This window comes from Fulvivirga ulvae (assembly GCF_021389975.1).
Lineage (GTDB): Bacteria > Bacteroidota > Bacteroidia > Cytophagales > Cyclobacteriaceae > Fulvivirga > Fulvivirga ulvae.
Map to the genome: position 1 here is coordinate 2,734,129 of NZ_CP089981.1, position 21,494 is coordinate 2,755,622.

Annotated in this window: 18 protein-coding genes; 9 read left to right on the plus strand and 9 right to left on the minus strand. The window is 40.6% G+C overall.

Translation table 11 applies throughout. The annotated features are described in order from the left end of the window. The first annotated feature begins 323 nt into the window (after positions 1-323). From LVD17_RS11345 to LVD17_RS11365, 5 genes are all read left to right on the plus strand, one after another. On the plus strand, positions 324-5,234 hold the full coding sequence (locus LVD17_RS11345) for a tetratricopeptide repeat protein (RefSeq protein ID WP_233766854.1): 4,911 nt from the start codon (positions 324-326) through the stop codon (positions 5,232-5,234). 123 nt (positions 5,235-5,357) lie between these two features. Next, positions 5,358-5,837: a thermonuclease family protein gene (locus LVD17_RS11350; RefSeq protein WP_233766855.1), complete on the plus strand. Its 480-nt coding sequence runs from the start codon at positions 5,358-5,360 to the stop codon at positions 5,835-5,837. Positions 5,838-5,940: 103 nt separating this feature from the next. Further along, a complete protein-coding gene (locus LVD17_RS11355; RefSeq protein ID WP_233766856.1) occupies positions 5,941-6,327 on the plus strand; it encodes a hypothetical protein in 387 nt (128 codons plus the stop codon). A gap of 82 nt (positions 6,328-6,409) precedes the next feature. Continuing rightward, positions 6,410-7,063, plus strand: a complete 654-nt coding sequence (gene deoC, locus LVD17_RS11360; protein WP_233766857.1) for a deoxyribose-phosphate aldolase — start codon at positions 6,410-6,412, stop codon at positions 7,061-7,063. 10 nt (positions 7,064-7,073) lie between these two features. After that, entirely contained in the window at positions 7,074-7,346 is a 273-nt protein-coding gene (locus LVD17_RS11365) for an acylphosphatase (protein WP_233766858.1), read from the plus strand. Between the two features lie 29 nt (positions 7,347-7,375). On the opposite strand, the gene LVD17_RS11370 is transcribed toward LVD17_RS11365, so the two are convergent. Beyond that, positions 7,376-7,879, minus strand: coding sequence for a hypothetical protein (locus LVD17_RS11370; protein ID WP_233766859.1), 504 nt, complete (start codon positions 7,877-7,879; stop codon positions 7,376-7,378). Between the two features lie 149 nt (positions 7,880-8,028). Here LVD17_RS11370 and bla point away from each other — a divergent pair, with 149 nt between their 5' ends. Beyond that, entirely contained in the window at positions 8,029-8,745 is a 717-nt protein-coding gene (gene bla, locus LVD17_RS11375; protein ID WP_233766860.1) for a subclass B1 metallo-beta-lactamase, read from the plus strand. A gap of 1 nt (position 8,746) precedes the next feature. Here bla and LVD17_RS11380 read toward each other — a convergent pair whose 3' ends face one another. Beyond that, the gene (locus tag LVD17_RS11380) at positions 8,747-9,553 is read right to left on the minus strand and encodes an SDR family oxidoreductase (RefSeq protein WP_233766862.1); all 807 of its coding nucleotides are present in this window, start codon (positions 9,551-9,553) and stop codon (positions 8,747-8,749) included. Between the two features lie 130 nt (positions 9,554-9,683). On the opposite strand from LVD17_RS11380, the gene LVD17_RS11385 reads away from it, so the two are divergent. Then, positions 9,684-10,553, plus strand: a complete 870-nt coding sequence (locus LVD17_RS11385) for a lysophospholipid acyltransferase family protein (protein WP_255702592.1) — start codon at positions 9,684-9,686, stop codon at positions 10,551-10,553. A gap of 84 nt (positions 10,554-10,637) precedes the next feature. On the opposite strand, the gene LVD17_RS11390 is transcribed toward LVD17_RS11385, so the two are convergent. Further along, positions 10,638-11,888, minus strand: coding sequence for a cystathionine gamma-synthase family protein (locus LVD17_RS11390; RefSeq protein ID WP_233766866.1), 1,251 nt, complete (start codon positions 11,886-11,888; stop codon positions 10,638-10,640). 133 nt (positions 11,889-12,021) lie between these two features. Here LVD17_RS11390 and LVD17_RS11395 point away from each other — a divergent pair, with 133 nt between their 5' ends. Then, on the plus strand, positions 12,022-12,504 hold the full coding sequence (locus LVD17_RS11395) for an Lrp/AsnC family transcriptional regulator (RefSeq protein WP_233766868.1): 483 nt from the start codon (positions 12,022-12,024) through the stop codon (positions 12,502-12,504). On the opposite strand, the gene LVD17_RS11400 is transcribed toward LVD17_RS11395, so the two are convergent. The 3 genes from LVD17_RS11400 to rbfA form a co-directional block, all read right to left on the minus strand. After that, on the minus strand, positions 12,493-15,423 hold the full coding sequence (locus LVD17_RS11400; RefSeq protein WP_233766870.1) for a DEAD/DEAH box helicase: 2,931 nt from the start codon (positions 15,421-15,423) through the stop codon (positions 12,493-12,495). The two genes, LVD17_RS11395 and LVD17_RS11400, sit on opposite strands and share 12 nt — an antisense overlap. A gap of 187 nt (positions 15,424-15,610) precedes the next feature. Then, positions 15,611-16,834, minus strand: coding sequence for an FtsX-like permease family protein (locus LVD17_RS11405; RefSeq protein WP_233766871.1), 1,224 nt, complete (start codon positions 16,832-16,834; stop codon positions 15,611-15,613). 3 nt (positions 16,835-16,837) lie between these two features. Next, entirely contained in the window at positions 16,838-17,218 is a 381-nt protein-coding gene (gene rbfA, locus LVD17_RS11410) for a 30S ribosome-binding factor RbfA (RefSeq protein ID WP_233766873.1), read from the minus strand. A 217-nt stretch (positions 17,219-17,435) separates the two neighbouring features. On the opposite strand from rbfA, the gene LVD17_RS11415 reads away from it, so the two are divergent. Beyond that, the gene (locus LVD17_RS11415) at positions 17,436-18,833 is read left to right on the plus strand and encodes a hypothetical protein (protein WP_233766875.1); all 1,398 of its coding nucleotides are present in this window, start codon (positions 17,436-17,438) and stop codon (positions 18,831-18,833) included. 2 nt (positions 18,834-18,835) lie between these two features. Here the strand turns inward: LVD17_RS11415 and rpiB are convergent, their stop codons facing one another. Genes rpiB through glyA form a run of 3 tightly spaced genes read right to left on the minus strand, consistent with a single transcriptional unit; the run spans position 18,836 to position 21,408 of the window. Then, the gene (rpiB, locus tag LVD17_RS11420) at positions 18,836-19,267 is read right to left on the minus strand and encodes a ribose 5-phosphate isomerase B (RefSeq protein WP_233766876.1); all 432 of its coding nucleotides are present in this window, start codon (positions 19,265-19,267) and stop codon (positions 18,836-18,838) included. Continuing rightward, positions 19,264-20,079 (minus strand): twin-arginine translocase subunit TatC, encoded by an 816-nt coding sequence (gene tatC, locus LVD17_RS11425; RefSeq protein WP_233767952.1) that lies wholly within the window; start codon positions 20,077-20,079, stop codon positions 19,264-19,266. Before tatC ends, rpiB begins: the two co-directional genes overlap by 4 nt. A 39-nt stretch (positions 20,080-20,118) precedes the next feature. Next, entirely contained in the window at positions 20,119-21,408 is a 1,290-nt protein-coding gene (gene glyA / locus LVD17_RS11430) for a serine hydroxymethyltransferase (protein WP_233766877.1), read from the minus strand. Between the last annotated feature and the right edge of the window lie 86 nt (positions 21,409-21,494).

The window sequence follows — 21,494 nt, forward strand, 5'->3', positions numbered from 1 at the left end:
AGGTGCAACTTGCTAAATATTTTATGCTTTTAACGATACTGTAATATCAAATACATACTAATAACAGCTTTATGGTTAGAAATTGCACCCCTCTATATTTAATTTATGCTTTGGAATAGGGGCAGCAGCACTTTTTAATGGTCAGCCGAATGATTGACTGGGCTATGGTGTTTGAGGTATCAGGAAATTTGATTGATATATCGATTTTTTTGGTGATATACTCATTTACAGATCAGTGCTTTTAATGATGATTTTTGTAAATTAATATAGTATAAAGCCTTATTTTAATAACTTTACTATCCGCCAATTTTTTTTAATAGCATATGAATAAGCATGTTTATTTACTCTTTACGGTATTATTTTGTCTTACTATAGCCACTACTTTGGCTCAGGGAGACGAAGCTCTTGAAAAAGCATATGTCAGAGCTAATGAAAAGCTTGAAAAAGGAGATTTTCGAAGCGCTATACTGGATTATTCACAATTGATCAATTCGAAGTTCGGCAACAATGAAGTGTATGTTAAAAGAGGTATAGCTTATTATCAAACCAAAGATTATGACAAAGCATCTGCTGATTTTGACGATGCGGTTAAAGCCAGAATCGATAGCCCCGAACTTTACGGATATCGAGGACTAACAAAATATGAGCAGAAAGATTATCAGGGAGCAGCCAGCGAGTTGGAAAAGGCTGCTAATATGGGCTTTAATAAGCCTGAGGGTTTATTTAATCTTGGGAATGCTAAATTCCGGTTAGACAGTTATCAGGACGCCATAAAATACTATGATCAGGCCGAAAAAGCGGGCTATAGTAATGCTACATTATTTAATAATAGGGGTAAAGCTAAGTTTACTTTAAAAAATTATGATGCGGCCGTTCAGGATTATAATAAAGCGTTGGCTGTTGATGCTAAATACGATAAAGCTTTGGAGAACCGGGCAGAGGCATATTATGAATTAAAAAAGTGGAAAGAAGCCGCTGAAGATTATGATGCATTGATAAAATCAGGAAAAGTAACAGATGAGAACTTTGCCAGGCGGGGTATAGCCTTATATCAATTGAAAAATTACGACGAGGCGGCAAAGGATCTGGAAAGTGCGATCCAAAGGGGCAGTAAGATACCTGAACTGACCTATTACCTCGGCAATATCTATTTTGAGAAGAAAGATTATAAAAAGTCGGCACTTTACTATGAGCAGGCCCAGCGAGCCAATGCGGAAGTTGCTGATCTTAATGCAAAGCTCGGACAGGCATACTTTCTTAGTGATAATTACTCTGCGGCAGAAACTACCTTTACTACTGCGATCAATAAAGGGAACAATGATCCGGCAAATTACCTGTATCGCGGCTTGGCAAGGTATGAGTTAAAGGATGATAATGGGGCCTATCAGGATCTGAAACAAGCCACTGACAAAGGGCAAAAAAACTACAAAGCCTTTTACTATCTGGGGAACTTACAGTTTAAGCAAGAAGAATATCATTTGGCAGAAGCCAGCTACGATAAAGCTATTGCTATTGAAGCTGACGACCCCGTAATATTTAACAATCGAGGAAAATCAAAATTTAACCTTGATAAGCATCAGGAAGCCCTTAAAGACTATAATCAGGCACTATCTCTCAAAGCAGATTATGATAAAGCGCTTGAGAATAGAGCTGAGGCATTTTTCAAACTGGAGAAGTGGCAGGAGGCAGTAAATGATTACGATGCGCTGATCAAAGCCGGCAAAGTAACAGACGAAAATTTTGCCAGAAGGGGTATAGCAATGTACAAGCAGGGCAAGTATGATGACGCCATAAAGGACCTGGAGAGTGCGGTGCAAAGAGGAAGTAAAATTCAAGAGCTGACTTACTACCTGGGTAATGCATGGTTTGCCAAAGAGGACTATAAGAAAGCCTCTCTTTATTATGAGCAGGCTCAGCGTGCTGGCGTTGTTGCCTCTGACCTGAGTGCCAAATTAGGAAAATCGTACTTTCTTAATAAGAACTGCAACGCGGCCGAAACCACATTGTCAGATGCCATAAGTAAAGGCAGCGCTGATGTAGACAGCTACCTGTACCGGGGTTTGGCAAGGTATGAGTTGAAGAATGAGGACGGAGCCATAGCCGATCTGCAACAGGCTATATCCAAGGGAGTTAAGGATTATAATGCATATCATTACCTGGGTAATCTGCAATTTAAAAAAGAGGAATACGCAAATGCTGTAGCCAGTTATGATAAAGCCATCTCGCTTGATGCTTCTGACGCTGTAGTTTTTAATAACCGGGGTAAAGCTAAATTCAACCTACAGAAGTATAATGAGGCTATTGCTGATTTTGATAAAGCCCTCGCTCTCCAGGGAGATTACAGCAAGGCACTGGAAAACCGGGCAGAAGCAAAGTTTGCGGCCAAAGACTGGCCGGGAACTATTGCGGATTATGAAGCTATTAAAAAATCAGGAGGTTCGGATGCCGGTATTTATGAAAAAACAGGTATAGCCCGTTTTAATACCGGTGATTTTCAGGGAGCTGTTACTGACCTGAAGTCGGCCGTTCAAAGAGGTGCCACTGGTGATGACCTGAACCTGAAACTTGGTATAGCACTATATAAGACAGGAGGAAACAAAGAGGCTTACTCTTATTTACAAAAAGCCGAAGAAGCCAGTCTTGCCACTCCACAGGTTTATGAGATGTTGGGAGTATCGGCCTATGGTAACAAGAGCTTTGGCAAGGCTGATGAATATATAACGAAGGCATTGGATGGAGGTGTAAAAAGCAATGATCTCTACAAGTATCGTGGTGCGGCAAGATACGCTACAAACAATGTAGAGGGAGCATTTGAAGATTTTAAAAGGGCGGAGTCTCTGGGGTCTGCGGATTACGAGACGTTTAAGTCATTAGGTGATATATACTATTCACGAAATGAACTGGAAAATTCAATTGCCGCCTATAATAAAGCGGTTGCTGTAAAAGCTGATGATCCGGTGGTGTTAAACAACAGAGGTAAGGCCAAGCTTCTTCTCAAGAACCACCAGGGAGCCGTTGATGATTTTGATAAGGCTATCGCCTTGAAATCGGATTATGGAAAAGCCTTGCTCAACCGTGGAACTGCCCGATTTGAACTTAAAAATTACTCCGGAGCAATAGCAGATCTGGAAAAAGCCAAGGAAGCCTCAGGGCAAAGCAAAGAGGTGGTTAAAATGCTGGGATTGGCCTATTACGAAACTGGGAATAAAAAAGAGGCGGAAAAGTACCTCGATAAGGCCATTCAGGAAGGTTCTAAGGATGCACAGGTATACGTGTATAGCGGTTTGCTAAGCTATGATCAGGGTGATTTTAAAAAAACGGCTGGATATCTGGATAAAGCGGAAGAGCTTGGAGAAAAATCTCCCGCGATATATGAAAAAAGAGGTCTTGCCAAGTATAATTTGAAAAATTATCAGGGAGCGGTGGATGACCTTACCCGCGCTGAGAAATCGGGAGTGGCAAATGCAGACCTGTATGCGAAAGTAGGTATAGCGCAGTATGAGCTAAAAAATTATGAAGAGGCAGCAGGCAATTTGCAAAAGGCAGTCTCCAAAGGGTCGAAAGAAAATGAAGTTTACTACAACTTAGGTAATGCACAATTCAGGCTCGAACAGTATGATCAGGCCATTAAGAGCTATGACCAGGCTATAGCTCTGGGAGCTGGAGACGAGCTGGTTTACAACAATAGAGGGAAAGCTAAAATGCTAACCAATAAACTGTCAGAGGCAATTGGTGACTTTGATAAGGCCCTTCAGGTTAAGCCAGAGTATAATGTTGCTTTGCTCAATAGAGGTACCGCTAAATACCTTTCAAAGGACTACAAAGGAGCCATAGCTGATTTGAATAAAATTATAGATGCTAACCAGGGAGGTAAAGAAGAGTATCTGTACCTGGGGGTATCGAAATTCCAGACTCAGGATTATGATGGTGCACTCACCGCTCTGGATAAAGCCCATTCTTTAGGTATAAATGATATGTTGCTTTATTATGGTTTGGGTAATGCTCAATATTATAAGGGAGACTTTGAAAAAGCTGTAGCTAATCTTGAGAAGGCCATCCAGATGGGAGCAGAAGATGTGCAGACTTATGCTAATAAAGGTGCTGCCGAATATAAACTGGAAAAGTATCAAGCTGCTGCTACAGACCTTAAAAAGGCCGTGGAGATGGGAGCTTCTGAGGCAGAAGTATTCCATAACCTGGGCCATTCACTATATGAATCAAATGATTTTGAGGGAGCTGTTTCTGCATTGAATAAAGCCATTAGTGCCAAAAGCGATTATGGCTCGGCATATTTTCACAGGGGAAATGCCAGGTTCAGGCTTAAAAATTATGAAAGTGCTATTAAGGACTATGATGAGGCGATCGCAAAAGGTGTGAAAAACCCAGTTATTTTTAATAACAAGGGCAAGGCCTACCAGTTAGCAGATAACCTGGATCAGGCCATTGATAGTTATACCAAAGCCATTGAAGTTGATGGTAACTACGCGAGAGCTTATGAGAACAGAGGCAAGGCCAGCTTCATACAGGAAAAGTATGAGGCGGCAGCTAAGGATTTATCCAGGTATGAAAAACTAGAGGAAAAGCCTGATGGAGAGACTATATTTTACTTAGCAGAATCATATTACCATATGCAGGAATATGTGAGAGCCCTGTCCTATTTTGACAAAACCATTGAGGCAGGTAATAAAAGTGGTGAAACTTACCAGCACAGAGCAAGGACGCTGATGGAAACACAGGACTATGAAGGGGCTATAGCCGACCTGCAAAATGCGCTGAATGCAGGTAAGAAAGATGCATCAGTGTATATGGATCGCGCACGAGCCAATCTTTATTTGGGAAATATACGTGCTGCATCCAATGATCTTGACGATGTTATATCGAAAGATCCTGATAATGCAGATGCATATTATAACCGGGCATACCTAAAGGAGGAGGCTGAAGATTACGAAGGTGCCATAAGTGATTACGCAAAGGTGGTAAAGCTTACCCCGGAAGACGATGCCGCACATTTTCATCTTGCGAATGTTACCGTATCATCAGGTAACGTGGGTGGAGCACTGGAGTCAATCAATAAAGCTATTGAGTTAAATGGCAAAGAGGCATCTTACCACAAAGTAAAAGGCAATATTTTATACCAGCTTGATCGCGGGGGAGAAGCCTGTGAGAGCTGGAGGACAGCAGTAGAACTTGGAGATAAAAAAGCTTCCTATTTTATTGGTCAGTACTGTAATTAAAAGAAGTCATAAAGTTATTTTCACATATGCCCGGTAGCCGTAAGTTTGCCGGGCACTATGTTTAGAAATTCTGTTACCTGGACCTTCCTTTACGTATATACCTCTACCAGATAATACTTTATCATGATTAAACTTTTTATTCCTTTTTTCTTCGTTTTTAATACTGAAATGCCGGAAACCATATCAGGGAAAGTGATACGTGTAATCGACGGAAATACCATAGAGATTCTTGATTCGGAGAAGGAGATTGTTAAGATAATGCTCAGCGAAGTTGACTGTCCGGAGTCCGGGCAGGAATTTGCAGAGGAAGCTAAGAAATTCACCGAGAAACTTACATTAAAGAAAAGAGTTATGGTTGAACTTAAGGGCAAGGACCGATGGGGGAATAAGCTTGGACAGGTAACTTTAAACAATGGAAAACTGCTGCATCATGAGCTGTTAAAAAATGGCTTGGCCTGGGCCAGAGAAGAGAGCAACGAGGTGCTGGCAAGCTTACAGCAGGCTGCCAGAACAAATAAAAGTGGCTTATGGATAAATGAGGACCCTACACCTCCCTGGATTTACAGAAGACAACAAACCATGATGGCTCCCAAAGGTCGATAACCTATATTTGAACATATCTGTAGCTTAGCAGTTTATTGTAGTCAAGCACAATAAAAAGTATTAATTTTCAGTTTTATAGACTGAATGAATAAAAGAGATTGTTATGAGATTTGTGTTAGTCATTCTGATATGTCTTTTAGGTGCTAGCTTTAATGCTAATGCGCAGAAAGCCAAGAAGTCTAAAGATAAACAACAACCCGTTGATAATGCATTTGAACCCTTTGCTCCTGAAGAAGTAAAGGCCCCTATTAGGAAAAGTAGCAAAAAAAGTAAAAAGTCCTACAGTACCAAGTACAACAAGACGCTCGAAGAAAAGAGAGAAGAGTTTGCCAAACGCATGGAAGCTAATGCCAAAAAGGAGCGAAAAATGCAGAGGCAAATGGAGAAACCTCAATATTCTGATCCCTCATATTTTGGACACAAAAACAAACCCAAAAAGCGTAAGCCGAGTAAGAGGAAATTTTGTAAAGAGTGTGGCATCGTCCATTAATATAGACTAGCATACAAAAAAATGATACATTGAACTTGCGGGGAGCAATGTTTAACGGTACCTATTTCTTATCTTAGATTCAATGAATAACCTCAATCGATTCATTGAACAAACCAATCTGAAACCAACTTTCGTTGCCGGAGATGTTGATATGCTTGTAAATCAGGCTGTTGAGAATAATTTCTTAGGTATATGCGTCCCTCCTTTTTGGGTTAAAAAAGCTAGCAGAGAGATTGGCAACAGAGATGTTCAGTTGGTAACAGTTATTGGTTTCCCGTTGGGGTATAACATGACAGAAACAAAAATCCAGGAGATAGAACTGGCTATGAGGGATGGTGCTGATGAACTGGATATTGTCATGAATATATCTTCCTTCAAAACCGGATTACCGTGGACGAAAATTGAATTGGCCAAATGTAGTAACCTTATCCATGATAGTTATAAGCTGGTAAAGGTTATTATAGAAACGGCTTATTTATCTTTAAAGGAGATAGAAACAGCATGCAAAATATGTGCGGATGCAGGAGTTGATTTCGTGAAAACTTCAACCGGTTTTGCCGGAGAAGGAGCTAAAGTTGAGCATATAGAGCTAATGCGCAAAATATTACCTTCAAATGTTGGAATAAAGGCCTCGGGAGGTATCAAAACCTATCAGCAGGCCGTAGAGCTTGTGATGGCCGGGGCTGATAGAATAGGTACATCTTCCGGAGTGGAAATATTGGCCGAAGCAAAGTAAACAAAAAACTATGGAGCACTTTAACATCAAGGTTTTAGGCAAGGTGCAGGGGGTTTTTTACAGAGTGCATACGCGTAAAAAGGCCTATGACCTGGGCATCACAGGTTATGTGCGCAATGAACCCGACGGTAGTGTATACATTGAAGCGGAGGGACGACTTGACAAACTTAATGAGTTTGTATCATGGTGCAGGATCGGCCCTGATAAAGCAAAAGTAGAGGAAGTACAGGTTAAATCTTCAGGCGAACTTAGGAAGTTCACCAAGTTCGAAATAGAACGCTAAATGAGTTGAAATATTCAGGAGGTTTTAGGCTAAGCGATTTTCATCTTAATGATACCCTTATACTTATAGATCTTGAGTTCAAAATGCTGATGAATGAAAGCTCTCATTCTGTTCTCGGCAAGCTCCGCCTTGCGACCTTCAGGGTAAAAAACCGTAAGCTCGAGCACTGCTTTTAAAAAGTTAGGTCGCAGACAAAAATCCACCAGCCACTCCTCATATGTGGTAATCCAGTCGGCTGTATATTTATCATAATGATCTTTTCCGTCAAAAAGAAACTCCAGCTGATTATTGCCATGTTTATATCGGTAAACACCGGCAAGGTTGCGGTAAAATTCCTCTAGACGATCAGTGAACTCAGTTTTATGAGCTTTAATACGCTTTACTGTGTCGTCTTCGAGCCCGAGCGGATTAAACTGATCCAGATAAAACTTCTTAGCAAAATCTATTAAATACACGATAAGATGCTGCTCCATATCAAGCTGCGCCTTTTCAAGTATATAGTTTTTATCCAGCGGAAAATATTTCTGAATCATTATTAAATATTTGAATGGACAAATATAATAGTTTCTTTGCAAGTATGAGATTAAAAAAACAGAAATGATCGTATAATTGAGGGGATTATATTACATCACTCTTTGATGGAAAGTACATAAATCCTATTTTACTTATAAGACTTAACCATATGCGACAGTTACTGATTATTTCGTGCCTTGTCCTGTTTAGTGCCTACAGCTATGCCCAGGAAGGTGCTTACCAGATTGACGTTACAAAATTAGATAGTGGTCTATACCTTTACCGCTCCTATGCTCAATATGAGGGTAATAAGGTGTCGGCCAATGGGCTCATCGTGGAAGCAAATGATAGCGTTGTGGTGATTGATTCGCCCTGGGACAACGATCAAACTACGCAGTTGCTTGACTGGATAGAAGTTGAAATAGGTAAACCGGTTGCCGCAGTAGTGATCACCCATGCCCATAACGACAGGATCGGAGGAATAGCTACCCTTCATGAAAGGAATATAAAAACAGTAAGTAGCCAGCTTACAAAAGTATATGCGCTGAAACGTGGTTTTGAGGCACCCAGGAAAATATTCGAAAAGGAAATAACACTGAGTTTGGGAGACTATGTAGTTAATGTATTTTACCCCGGGGCCGGGCATACGGTTGATAATACAGTAGTTTATATTGCTCCTTTCGATGTGCTTTACGGAGGGTGTTTTATTAAAAGTAGCGGGGCCAGGGATCTGGGTAATATCGAGGATGCTGACCTTGACTCATGGGCGAATAGTATTCAAAACATGCGAAAACGCTTTCCGGTACCTAAAATGGTTATTCCAGGACATGGTGATCATGCGCCGGGTGCCATAGAAAATACTCTGAAGCTACTGAGTTATAAGTAGACTATTGAAGAGGTGAGTTCTCCTCCTTTGCCATTACATTATAAACCATCTTATCCATCAGGCCGGGAAACCATTTGTTGAGAAAAACAGTCATTTTACCTTGAGCAGTCAGGATCAGGTGCTTTTTTCTCTTTTTGGTGGCTTTGTAAATGTGATTGGCACACTCCTCGGCTGTCATCATTTTTTCTTCTTTCCGGGGAGACTCGCCTTGCTGAGAGCCATCCGCCGTAAGCGAAGATTTTCTGATATTAGATGCAGTAAAACCCGGACAGGCTGTTAATACATGGACGCCCTTTTTAAGCATCTCAGTTCTTAGTACTTCAAGAAAACCTTGCAAGGCAAATTTTGAAGCCGAGTAGCCTGTTCTGCCCGGAAGGCCACGAAATCCGGCGATTGAAGAAATTCCGATCACTGAACCTTTGTTTTCCAATATAGATGGCAGACAATATTTGGTTGCATAAAGTACACCATAGAAGTTGATGTCCATTACCTGCTTTACCACATTCAGGTCTACATCTTCAAACAGGGCTCTCATGGATATGCCGGCATTATTGATCAGAATGTCAATCCTGCCATAGCGCTGCAGGGCCTCTTCTGCCATTCGCTTGTTATCCTCTTCCTTACTCACATCCGACTGAAAACCTATTGCCTCAATACCCTGATCCTTAAGCTCTGTTACAGCCTGGTCTAATGGCTCTTTTTTTCTGCCCGTGATCATAATCTTTGACCCGTTTTTACCAAAAACTTCAGCAAGAGCCTTCCCTATTCCGGAAGATCCGCCAGTTATTATTACTACTTTATTATGCATGGTACAATTTGGTTTATGGGTATTGAGCAAGGGATTTCCTGCCTGCCAAAAAAATGGCGAAGTTAAGTACTGCTAAAATAATAGATTAAGTTTTATTTAACCCATCTTTTGCAGAATTGCCTATTTTTGGCTGATTTTAAATATTATGATCATATTAAAGCTCTTTTCCCGGCTGCCCATGTGGTTGCTCTACATCTTTTCGGATATAATGTTCGTGGTTGTATACTACCTGACAGGTTATAGAAAACAAGTGGTAATTACTAATATCAGAAATTCGTTTCCGGATATGCCGGGCGATGAGGTGAAGGTAATTGCGAAAGAGTTTTACCGTAGGTTTATGGACTTTACTATGGAAACCCTGAAGGCATTCACTATTACAGAGGAAGAGCTAATAAAAAGGGTGAAGTTTACCAATTTACCCGATGTTCAGCCATATGCTGACAGACACCAATCAATATTGGTTATTGCATCACACCAGTTTAACTGGGAATGGGCCTTGCTTACAGGCTGTATTGTACTTCCCTTTCCTGTGGATGCTGTTTATCAGAAGCTTTCAAGTAATAGCTTTAATGATCTTATGCTTAAAACACGATCCAGATTTGGAGGTCAGCCCGTCGAGAAAAGCAATATACTTCGTGTCGTACTTAAATCTAGGGAAAGGTTAAGAGCCCTTGGAATAGTGGCAGATCAATCTCCCAGAAGAAAATCTCAGAAATATTGGACTAACTTTCTGAATCAGGAAACAGCTTTTTTTTTGGGACCGGAACAAATAGCCAAAGTAGCGAAGTATCCTACCTTCTTTTTTAAAGTTAACAGAGTAAAAAGAGGATATTATACAGTAGAGCTGGTAAAATTAACAGAGCCCCCCTATGAAAAGGCAGATCATTCTATTTTGGAAGCTTATGCCAAGGCTACGGAAGCTTTGGTAATCGAAGATCCGGCTGGATATCTGTGGTCTCATAAGCGCTGGAAGCTAAGGAAAGAAGAGGAAATCGATTAGGTTGATCCATATACATAGAACTATCCTTCAAAATAAAAATGGAGCCCGCATTGCGCGGGCTCCTTCGGCGGTTTAGGCCAACTATTAGGTAGTTACTTTTTCCAGAGCTTGTTCAATATCCCAGATAATGTCCTTATAATTTTCAACACCCACTGACAGCCGGATCATTTTATCCGTAATCGACATTTTTTTCCTTAATTCAGGGTCTACATCAGCATGAGTCATAGTAGCAGGGTGTTCTGCCAGGCTTTCAGTGCTTCCGAGACTTACTGCCAGCTTAATAAGTTTCATGCTGTTCAAAAACTTAAAGGCTTCCTTTTCTCCGCCCTTGATATCGAAAGATACCATGGCTCCATTGCTTTTGCTTTGTCTTTGATGGATTTCGTACTGTCGGCTGTCTTCCGGTGTGATATTTCCCAGATAATACACCTTTTCCACCATGGGGTGATGATTTAAAAACTCAGCTACTTTTGCAGCATTTTCTGCTTGCTGGTCCATTCTTACTTTTAGCGTTTCTAGGCTTCTCATAAGCAACCAGCCAGTCCAGGGGCCGGCCATACAACCCAGAAATGTGCGTAGCACTTTGACACGGCCTATCAGCTCTTTTGAGCCTAAGCAGGCTCCGGCAATTACATCGCTATGTCCGCCTATGTATTTGGTGGCTGAATATATAACCAGATCGGCGCCATGCTCCAGCGGATGTTGCCACAACGGTCCCATGTAAGTATTGTCAACTGCCATATACACCTGTTTTGTGTCAGTGGAATACAGTTTTGCAACCTCTTTATACATACCGATATCAATAAGCGCATTCGTTGGATTAGCAGGAGTCTCCAGATAAACAAACGCCAGCTTATTTCCATGCTCATGTTTTTTAAGCTTTTCCAGAACTTCTTCTTTGGAGTCATATGCCGTTACGCCCAGAGTATGGATACCGAATGACGGAAGTATTTTAGAAATGAAATGATCTGTGCCACCATAAACCGGACTGGAATACAATATGAGATCACCCGGCTTCAAAAACTCCAGGAGCGTGGTGCTTATAGCAGACATCCCACTTTCAAAAACGGCTGCATCTTCTGCTTTGTCCCATAGAGTAAGCCTGTTTTCTAAAATTTCAAGATCAGGATTATTCAGTCTGCTGTAGATAAGGCCCAGCTCTTCATCAGGGTGTTTTTCACGAAGGCCATAAGCCACCTCAAAGAAATTTTTGCCTTCTTCAGCATTCTTAAATACAAAGGTGGAGGTTTGAAATATTGGACATTTTATGGCTCCTTCAGAAAGTTCTGGTTTGTAACCATAAGACATCATTAAGCTTTCAGGAGAAAGATTCATTCAGATTTTATATTTTAATTTAGCTCCGAATGTAGTTTTTTGTTCTTTATAAGTAAATAGAGCTAGAATATATTTCTGTTATTTGTAGTTTAGTAGATTATATTTCTGTTGCGGCGTTAAGCTTTTGTTTTTTATGGAAAATATATCTTTTCTTAAACTGGACGAACTGGACTTAAAGCTCCTGAGTCTGCTTCAACGCGATGGCAAAATGAAGCATAAGGAGCTGGCATCTGAATTAAATCTCACAGTAACACCTGTTTACGAGCGTATCAAAAGACTCGAAAGAACAGGTGTTATTCAAAAATATGTGGCTATACTCGACCGTGAAAAAATCGGCAGGGAGCTTATTGCATTTTGTATGGTAAAACTTGAAAAGCATTCATTACCCAACCTCCAGGTTTTTGAAAAACGAATACTCAATATACCAGAGATTCTTGAATGTTTTCACCTGGCAGGCGAATATGACTATATACTCAAGGTAGCCGTCAAAGATATGAATGCCTACCAGGAGTTTACCGTCAAAAAACTCTCGGTAATTGAAGGGGTAGCTACCATCCATAGCTCTTTTGCCATGTCCGTGCTTAAATCCACTACCGCTTATACCTTAGGAGAGTAGAGATTCGATGTCCTCTTTGGACAAACTCTTCACAAAGCTTTCCTCAGTTGTAATCAACTCACTGGCTAGTTTTCGTTTATGTTTTTGAAGTGCCAGTATTTTTTCCTCTACCGTATTTTTGGAGATAAATTTATAGGTAAACACCTTATTTTCCTGACCGATACGGTGAGCCCGGTCAACAGCCTGAGCTTCAATAGCCGGGTTCCACCAAGGGTCAAGAATAAAGACATAATCTGCCTTGGTAAGGTTTAGACCAAGTCCACCGGCCTTTAAAGAAATCAGGAATACCTTCAGTGTAGATTCATTTTGGAAACGCTCTACTTGCGCTTGTCTGTCTTTTGTAGATCCATCAAGGTAAGCAAAATCAATATTCTTTTCTTTAAGATGCTCAGCCAGGATAGACAGGTGCTTAACAAACTGACTGAAAATCAGAATTTTATGATCATCACGAATAGCATTGTCTAATTTCAGTATCACATCCTGCATTTTACCAGAGTCTCCGTTATATTCCAGATCTACCATTTTAGGGTGATTTGCAATTTGGCGGAGTTTGGTAAGGCCCTGAAGTAAAAGCAATTGCGACTTATTAAGCCCTTGCATTTCAATGTTTTCAAGGATCTTATTTCTATAGTAAGATTTTACCTTGTCATATTCTTTTTCCTGGGCAGGAGTAAGGTCGCTATACTGAACGTTTTCTACCTTTTCAGGAAGCTCGGTGGCTACCTGAGACTTGTGTCTGCGTAGAATGAAAGGTTTAATAATAGCATTAAGCTTCCTGGTTTTTTCCTCATCATTCTTTTTCTCAATAGGGTTGAGAAATTCATTTTTAAAGAAAGATTGTGAGCCCAGAAGCCCGGGGTTAATAAAGTTCATCTGAGACCATAGGTCCATGGTGCTGTTTTCCAAAGGGGTACCGGTAAGGATCAACCTGCTGCGAGAGTTAAGCTGTCTTACTGCTTTTGCTATGTTGGATGCAGGGTTCTTTATAGCCTGGGACTCGTCCAGAATTACATAATTGAAGTAATAATCCGTAAGCAGGTCAATATCGAGCCTTACTATACCATACGATGTAATGATAACATCATACTTGGCAAATTTCTCCGGATTTTTATCTCTGTTGGTACCCGTGTAAGTGAACACCTTTAGCTTTGGTGTAAACTTCTTAGCCTCCGCTTCCCAGTTATAAACCAACGAAGTAGGCATAATAAGCAGAGAAGCACCCTGTGCCCCGGATTCTTTCTGCGACAACAACATAGTCAGGGTCTGTACAGTTTTACCGAGACCCATGTCATCGGCAAGGCAGCCTCCGAACTTATATTGATTAAGAAAATGCAACCAGTTATAGCCGGCAAGCTGATATGGACGCAGCTTCCCTTTAAAGTTTTTGGGTATAGGCGCATCTTCGATAGTCTCGAAACCTTTCAGCGATTCGAGCTTTTTGCTCATGGTAACTTTGGCCAGGTTGCCATTTTCCAGATCCTGAACCAAAGCAAGGTGGTGCTTTTTAAGCTTAGGATCGCCGTTTTCATCTTCTTCAGAGAACGCAAACAGCTCTGAGTATTCATTGAGCCACGACTCCGGTATTACAGCAATCTCGCCATTTGGAAGCTCCACTTCAAGCTTCTTCTTGCTTATTAACTTACGAAGCTCTTTAAATGAGATTTCGTAGTCTCCAAACTGTATTACGGCATGAATATCAAACCAGTCAATATTTTCCCTTACTTCAACGCTGATTTTATACTCACCAATAAAGTACTTCTTGGATGACCGACCCTTTTGATCTATAATAAATTTGCGGAGCTCCAGTTCTTCTCTGTATTCATCTAACCATGCAAAAGCTGTAGTTTTTGATATTGCAGCTTTTGAATTTCGTACCGGAAGCCCCGAATTTGTCATAAATTGAATGATCTCTTTTTCGTCATCCAGTTTACGGGTCACCCTATGGAAAGTATAGCTGTCTCCTTGTTTATCAACAGATACGCTCACAGGCCCTATATTACTTGCCTTGAATTTAAAAGGACCGTATTGAAAAGATAGCTCCAGCAGGATTTTCTCGTTTTCTTCGGTGGCCTGACCATTACCATTTTCACCAAATAGAGACATACTCGTGCCACTTCCTGCCAGCTCCGAAATAGTAAGTATAGGGATAGGATTGTAGCGTTCGCTGTTGATCTCGAAGCCTTTGGCATAAACGTCAAAGGACGCGATAAGCGGAGCAACAAACTTATTGTAGTAAGTTTCCTCTACGTTTTTAGGGATTACTATAAATTTCTTATTAAGGAATGGGGCTAATTTTTTGCCATCGACATCTTTTTCGAAGGAGTATAACTTGCCTTCAAGCACCATCCATGCCGGACTTTTGCAAATGATGTAAGCACCCTTGTATTGAAAATCTATCTTTTCGCCATTATACTTAATGGTTGGGAAATAGTGCGTATTCTCTTCGTTTCTTCTAAAGTGAAACAGTACAGTCGCTTTTTGCTCCAGTACTTCAATTTTTTTCCAGGCAGGCTCTCCGTCATTGCCCATTTCATACAGCCATTTGCCCTGAATTCTCTCAAGTATTTTGGATCTTCTCCTTTCGAGGTAGTTTTCTATCTCTGTTTTTAGAATGTCATTGTTTTTGCCATTGTCATATACCTTTGGGAAAAATTCTTCCGGTTTAACATTCTTTTTATTGAAATGCTTGATGACGGCTTCCTGCTGCATTTGATCCATCAACTCTATAAGCTCATAATCTGTATTATCCAATCGGGAAGCAAATTCCTTCGCGTTTTTAGAAGAGATGTTTTGGTGTTGTAACGTTAGTTTGCCTTTGTCGTCAAGATGCACCACGAATGACTCGAATATATATCCAAGATATTCGTGCTCATATAACGAGTATATGATTTGAAATGGTTGGGCTGCTGATATTTTCATTTTTAGTATACAAACAGAACCCGCAAATTAAGAAAAAAACATCATTTTATAGAGGTTTTTTTATTCTAAATCGATCAATATCTAACATGGCCGGTAAAAGAATTTTTTCTACGGATCAATGGTCTATAACGCGGAAAGCGTTATTTATGTTATTAATACGTTAATATTTCGTTAGAAAACTTGCACATCACAGGTTTTCGAGAGAGTTATATCTGGTGGCAATTACTGCCGGTCGATAGGAAATTATCAGGGTAATAAAGATGAGACTGAGGGACGTGTAAATGAAATCAGTAACTTTCATTTCGACGGGATAATTTTCCAGAACAGAGGTTTCCATTCCCATTGAAACAATACCAAAAGTTTGCTGAAGCCAGCAGATCAGGCCACCCAGTACTAAGCCTAAAGCAGCACCACCAAGAGAAATAATCGCCCCTTCGGAAACAAAGATGCTTCGAATTAGGCGATTGCCTGCTCCCATGGCGTATAATATTGATATATCCTTCTTTTTGTCTATGGCCAGCATAGTCAGGGCAAAGAAAATATTAATAGAACCCACCGCCATAATAAAGGAGAAGGCGATAAATACAAAGAGCTTTTCAAGGTTTAGCAGCTTATACAGATCCGCATGTTGCTCCTCATTATCTAAAACTTTAAAGCCAATACCCAACTTTTCGGATAAATGTTGCTCCACAGTATGAATTTTATAGCCAGCTTTAACCTTTATTTCAAGTGAAGTGCGCTTGTTGCCGTAGTCAAGCAGGTCGCGGGCAAATTCGAGAGGCACGAATATGTAGTTTTCATCGTAATTTTTCTCTATTGCAAAAACGCTACCCGGCAAAATATTCCGGCGGCTGTAAAGGTTGCTGATGTCTATGCTTCCCGGCTTCACATCTTTTATATAATGGACCTGAAGCGGGTATATATCACTGCCTGGCATTATGGACAGATTATACTGTACACCACGGCCTATTATAGCATAGTTGATGTCATTTTCTCGCAACTTCAACTCACCACTGACAATGGCTGTATCAATACGTTTTTGTTCCAGAAAGTTTTCGCTAACTCCTTTTATAGTGGCTACCATGTCAGCATCTCGATACTTTACATATGCGTAATCTTCTATGACTTCTGTTACGATACCAACCCCTTCCACACTTTTGATAGCCAGAGACAGGCTGTCAGAAAAGATAAACGACTTGCCTTTTACGGCTTCAATTTTGATCTGAGGGTCGAATGAGCCATATAACGACCTCAACAGGCCTTCGAGACCGTTAAAAACGGATAGCACAATGATTAATGCAGCTGTACATATGGCTACAATCAACATCGATATGACAGAGATCACATTGATGAAGTTTCTTTTTCTTTTCGAAAAGAAATATTTCCGCGCTATGAAAAGAGGCAGGTTCAAAAATTATTCGTTTTCGCCCTCCTTATCTTCAGGCGGAATGTTTAAGTCATCAATCAATTTGTCAATTTTCTGAGCCTTTTCCTCGACCTCATCTATGTAAAAATTTAGTTGGGGTACTATTCTTACCTGCTTGCCGATTTTATTTCCCAAATCTCTTCTTATTTCGCTTTTGTGTTGACCTATTTTATCAAGCATAGATTCCTTGTCTTTCACCATAAGCATCGAGAGGTATACTTTAGCTATGCTCAGGTCGGGGCTTATGGTAACATCGGCCACCGTAACAAATGTATTAGCAAAAATACCCATCTTATCTTTCTGAAATATGTCGCTAAGATCACGCTGGATTAACTTCGAAAATTTTTGCTGTCTTTTACTTTCATTCATAGTTGCAAATATCCGATTAAATTTACTTTTTTTACTTGTGTAAGCTAATTTTCAACTGTAGAGCGATCTATTTTGAACGGGTTTGGTAAGTTTAAGTGAAGCACAAATCGTGGTATCAATTTAAATGAGGCATCATAATTTCAATTTAGCCATTGATAATGGCCATGTTATCTTAAGATTCGCTTAATTTCGTGCACCCCATAAAACCGGATGAATCTTGTTAAACTACTTTAGAATAAACGATCCATACAGGCTGATCATTATATTTTTGGTGCTTTTGGCATTCCGACTGCCGATCATGCTTAATGATCATGCTCTTACCCTTCCTGAACTCAATTATATGCTGGTAGGTGAAATGCTTAATGATGGCGCTACGCTTTACGAAGGTGTCTGGGATAACATTGCCCCACTGTCCGCCTCGGTATATATGGTAATTGATTTCCTTTTCGGACGTTCACAATTGGCGTATCAGATAATAGCGTTGGTGCTTGTGGCATTTCAGTGCCTGGTGTTCAATCGTTTGCTGTTGCTTAACAAAGCTTACAACGAAAACACCTATATTCCCGGCCTCATCTATGGCTTGTTAATGTCCTTCTTTTTCGACTTTATTACACTCACGCCGGTTTTGATGGGTACTACATTTCTATTACTTGCACTGAATAATATCTTTAACCACATTGAATTCAGGGCCAAGCAGGATGAAATGATATTGAATATTGGCCTCTATTTGGGCATTGCATACTTATTTTATCTCCCCAATATCATTTTTGGTTTTGCTGCATTGCTTGTATTTGGCATATTCACTGGTACGGTGGCGCGGCGCTATATCTTAATACTTTTTGGGTTTTCCATACCTATGATGCTTGCTGCATGCTATTTCCTGCTTAAAGGGCGGTTGACCGTTTTCATTTACAATTTTCTCGATCCCCTGCTGAACTACGAAGTTGAGCAGTATATGTCGTTCAGAGAGATCCTTATTCTATTTTCAGTCCCTATATTTCTGCTCATTCTGGCTTTTGTAAGGATTAATCAGCGCGCCAGGTTTACTAACTACCAGGTAAGGCTGACCCAGGTGATGTTTGTCTGGATTATATTTTCCATTGGTTTCGTTTTCTTGAGTGGAGTATTTGCGCCTAATACTTTTATGGTTTTTGTTCCATCGGCGGCCTTTTTTCTAAGTCATTATTTATTGCTGATAAAGAAAAGGTGGATGGCCGAAATTGCTTTTCAGGTTCTTTTTGCTTCTGTTATACTTTTCAATCTCGGTACATTTTTTGATTTCTTCTACAGTGCCAAATTGCTGCACTATGACGATTATTTGGTGAGAAAGGTAGATAAATATGTTGATAAGCGTATACTGGTGCTGGATTATGATATGGCTCCCTATTTAAACGCCTATCCTGCCACCCCTTTTCTCAACTGGCAGTTGTCCGAAGAGTTGTTCAGGAACCCGGAATATTATGACAACCTTACTATTCTCCAAAAAGGATTTTCAGGTGACTTTCCTGAGGTCATTATTGATAAGCATGGAGTAATGTCTCCGGTATTTGAAAAGTTACCAGCCCTGAAATCCAGATACGATAAAAGGGCTGGCAATATTTATATTCTGAAGTAAGGTTAGCAGCCTATTTTGTCCACTCTTTTCTGATGCCTTCCACCTTCGAAAGGAGTCGAAAGAAAAACCTCCGTCATCTGCTCTACGAGGTCATAGTTCACAAACCTTGAAGGGATGCATATTATGTTGGCATCGTTGTGTAGCCTGGCCAATTCAGCAAGCTCTGTTTGCCAGCATATTGCCGCACGTACACCCTGATGTTTGTTAGCTGCCATAGCTACGCCATTGGCGCTGCCACAGACAAGTACACCACGATCATACTCCTTACTTTCTACAGCAGAAGATACAGGGTGGGCAAAATCAGGGTAGTCAACTGAATCGGCATTATGGGTGCCAAAATCTTTTACAGTATGGCCTTTTGATTCCAGCCACGCAACTAATTTGCTTTTATATTCGTATCCGGCATGGTCTCCGCCGATAGCTATTTTACTCATGATTGTGTATATTTTTTCTCCTCTAATAGTTCTTTTTTGCGCTGCTTTCGGAGGACTGAACTTGATATCAAGATACTGAATTCATAGAGTCCATACAACGGAAACGCTATCAATATCTGGCTTAAAGGGTCAGGTGGTGTCAGCATAGCACCTAAAATAAGTATGACAACTATGGAATGTTTCCTGTAGGCCTTCATCAGAGCCGGTGTAACAATACCTATCTTTGAAAGGAAATAAACTACGATTGGTAGTTGAAATAATATACCGCTTCCAAGTACAAGAGTAGTTACAGTGCCTACATAGGAGGTAATATCAAACTCATTATATATCAACTCACTGACCTGGTAGTTGGCTAGAAAGTTAACAGACAGAGGGGCCATAATATAGTAACCGAACATGATGCCCAATGTAAAAAGGACGGTGACTGAAAACACAGCGCCTCTGCTTACAGAGCGTTCGTTCATATGCAATCCGGGGCTGATGAACTTCCAGAATTCCCAGAAAGCATAAGGGAAAGCTACAATTATACCAATGACAAATGACGAGGTAATATGCATAGTAAATTGCCCCGTCATTTGCCTGCTTTGGATCTTAAAAGGTATATCCTCAATACAAAGTGCTGAAGAGTTGATCAGGTCGCCCAGCTTGCATAGCATCCTGAATGTCCAGAAGTCTGGCTTGGCAGGCCCAAGTATGACTGTATTAAAAACAAAGTCCACTGAGATAAAAGCAACGATTGTAATTGCAAAAATAGCAATCAATGACCTGATAAGATGCCACCTCAGCTCCTCGAGATGATCTATAAAAGACATCTCTTTCTCTACCCCTTGATCCAGATGTTTTGTCACGTTTTAAACTGCAGAAACTTGTTCTTTATAAAGAGGAAAACTATTCATCCAGTTGTTGATCTCAGTTTTAACAGTACTGATTTCATCATCATTACTATGATTCATCAAAACCCTGTCGATGAAATCAACTATTTTCACCATATCATCCTCTTTCATGCCCCTGGTAGTAACCGCTGCTGTACCCAGGCGCATACCTGAGGTAACAAAGGGAGACTGGTCGTCAAAAGGAACCATGTTTTTGTTGATGGTAATATCAGCTTTAATCAATGTATTTTCAGCCAGTTTACCAGTCATATCCTTGGATCGCAGGTCGATGAGCATCATATGATTGTCTGTACCGTCTGAGATTACTTTGTATCCCTTATCTACAAATTGCCTGGCCATTATCTTGGCGTTTTTGCTCACTTGCACTACGTAGTTGAGATATTCCTCGCTAAGTGCTTCTTCATATGCAACAGCCTTTGCAGCTATAACATGCTCAAGAGGACCACCCTGGGTTCCCGGGAATACACCGGAGTCAAGAAGTGATGATATTTTTCTAACCTCACCTTTCGGCGTTTTAAGTCCCCACGGGTTATCAAAATTTTCGCCAATCATGATCATACCACCGCGCGGTCCGCGAAGGGTTTTATGCGTAGTGGTGGTTACGATATGGCAATACTCTAGAGGGTCGTTAAGTAAACCCCTGGCGATAAGACCTGATGGGTGCGAAATATCTGCAAGCAACAAAGCACCTACTTCGTCAGCAGTATTTCTCAGGCTTTCATAATCCCAGTCACGGCTATACGCAGAAGCACCGCAGATGATCATTTTGGGTTTTTCCTTTCTTGCAGTTTCAGCTACTTTATCCCAATCTATAAGGCCGGTTTCTTTATCCACACCATAAAAGGTAGGCTGGTATAGTTTCCCTGAGAAGTTAACCGGGGAACCGTGTGTTAGGTGGCCACCATGAGAAAGGTCGAAACCTAAAATTTTATCTCCCGGGTTAAGTGTGGCCAGCATAACTGCGGCATTAGCCTGTGCCCCCGAGTGAGGCTGTACGTTGACCCAGGTAGCGCCAAATAATTTTTTTGCACGGTCAATAGCTAATTGCTCAACTTCATCCACAACCTCGCAACCTCCATAATATCTTTTGCCGGGCAAGCCTTCGGCGTATTTATTAGTAAGCACACTGCCCATGGCTTCCATTACCTGAGGTGATGTGAAATTTTCTGAAGCAATTAATTCAATCCCGGATTGTTGTCTTTGCTTTTCTTTGTTGATCAGATCAAATATAAGCGTATCTCTTTGCATAATATTATTTATAGAGGTGTGAAAATGGAAGCTCAAAAATAGTGTATGTGTGAGATATAACCAATATTGTAAGAGGTGATTCCGAT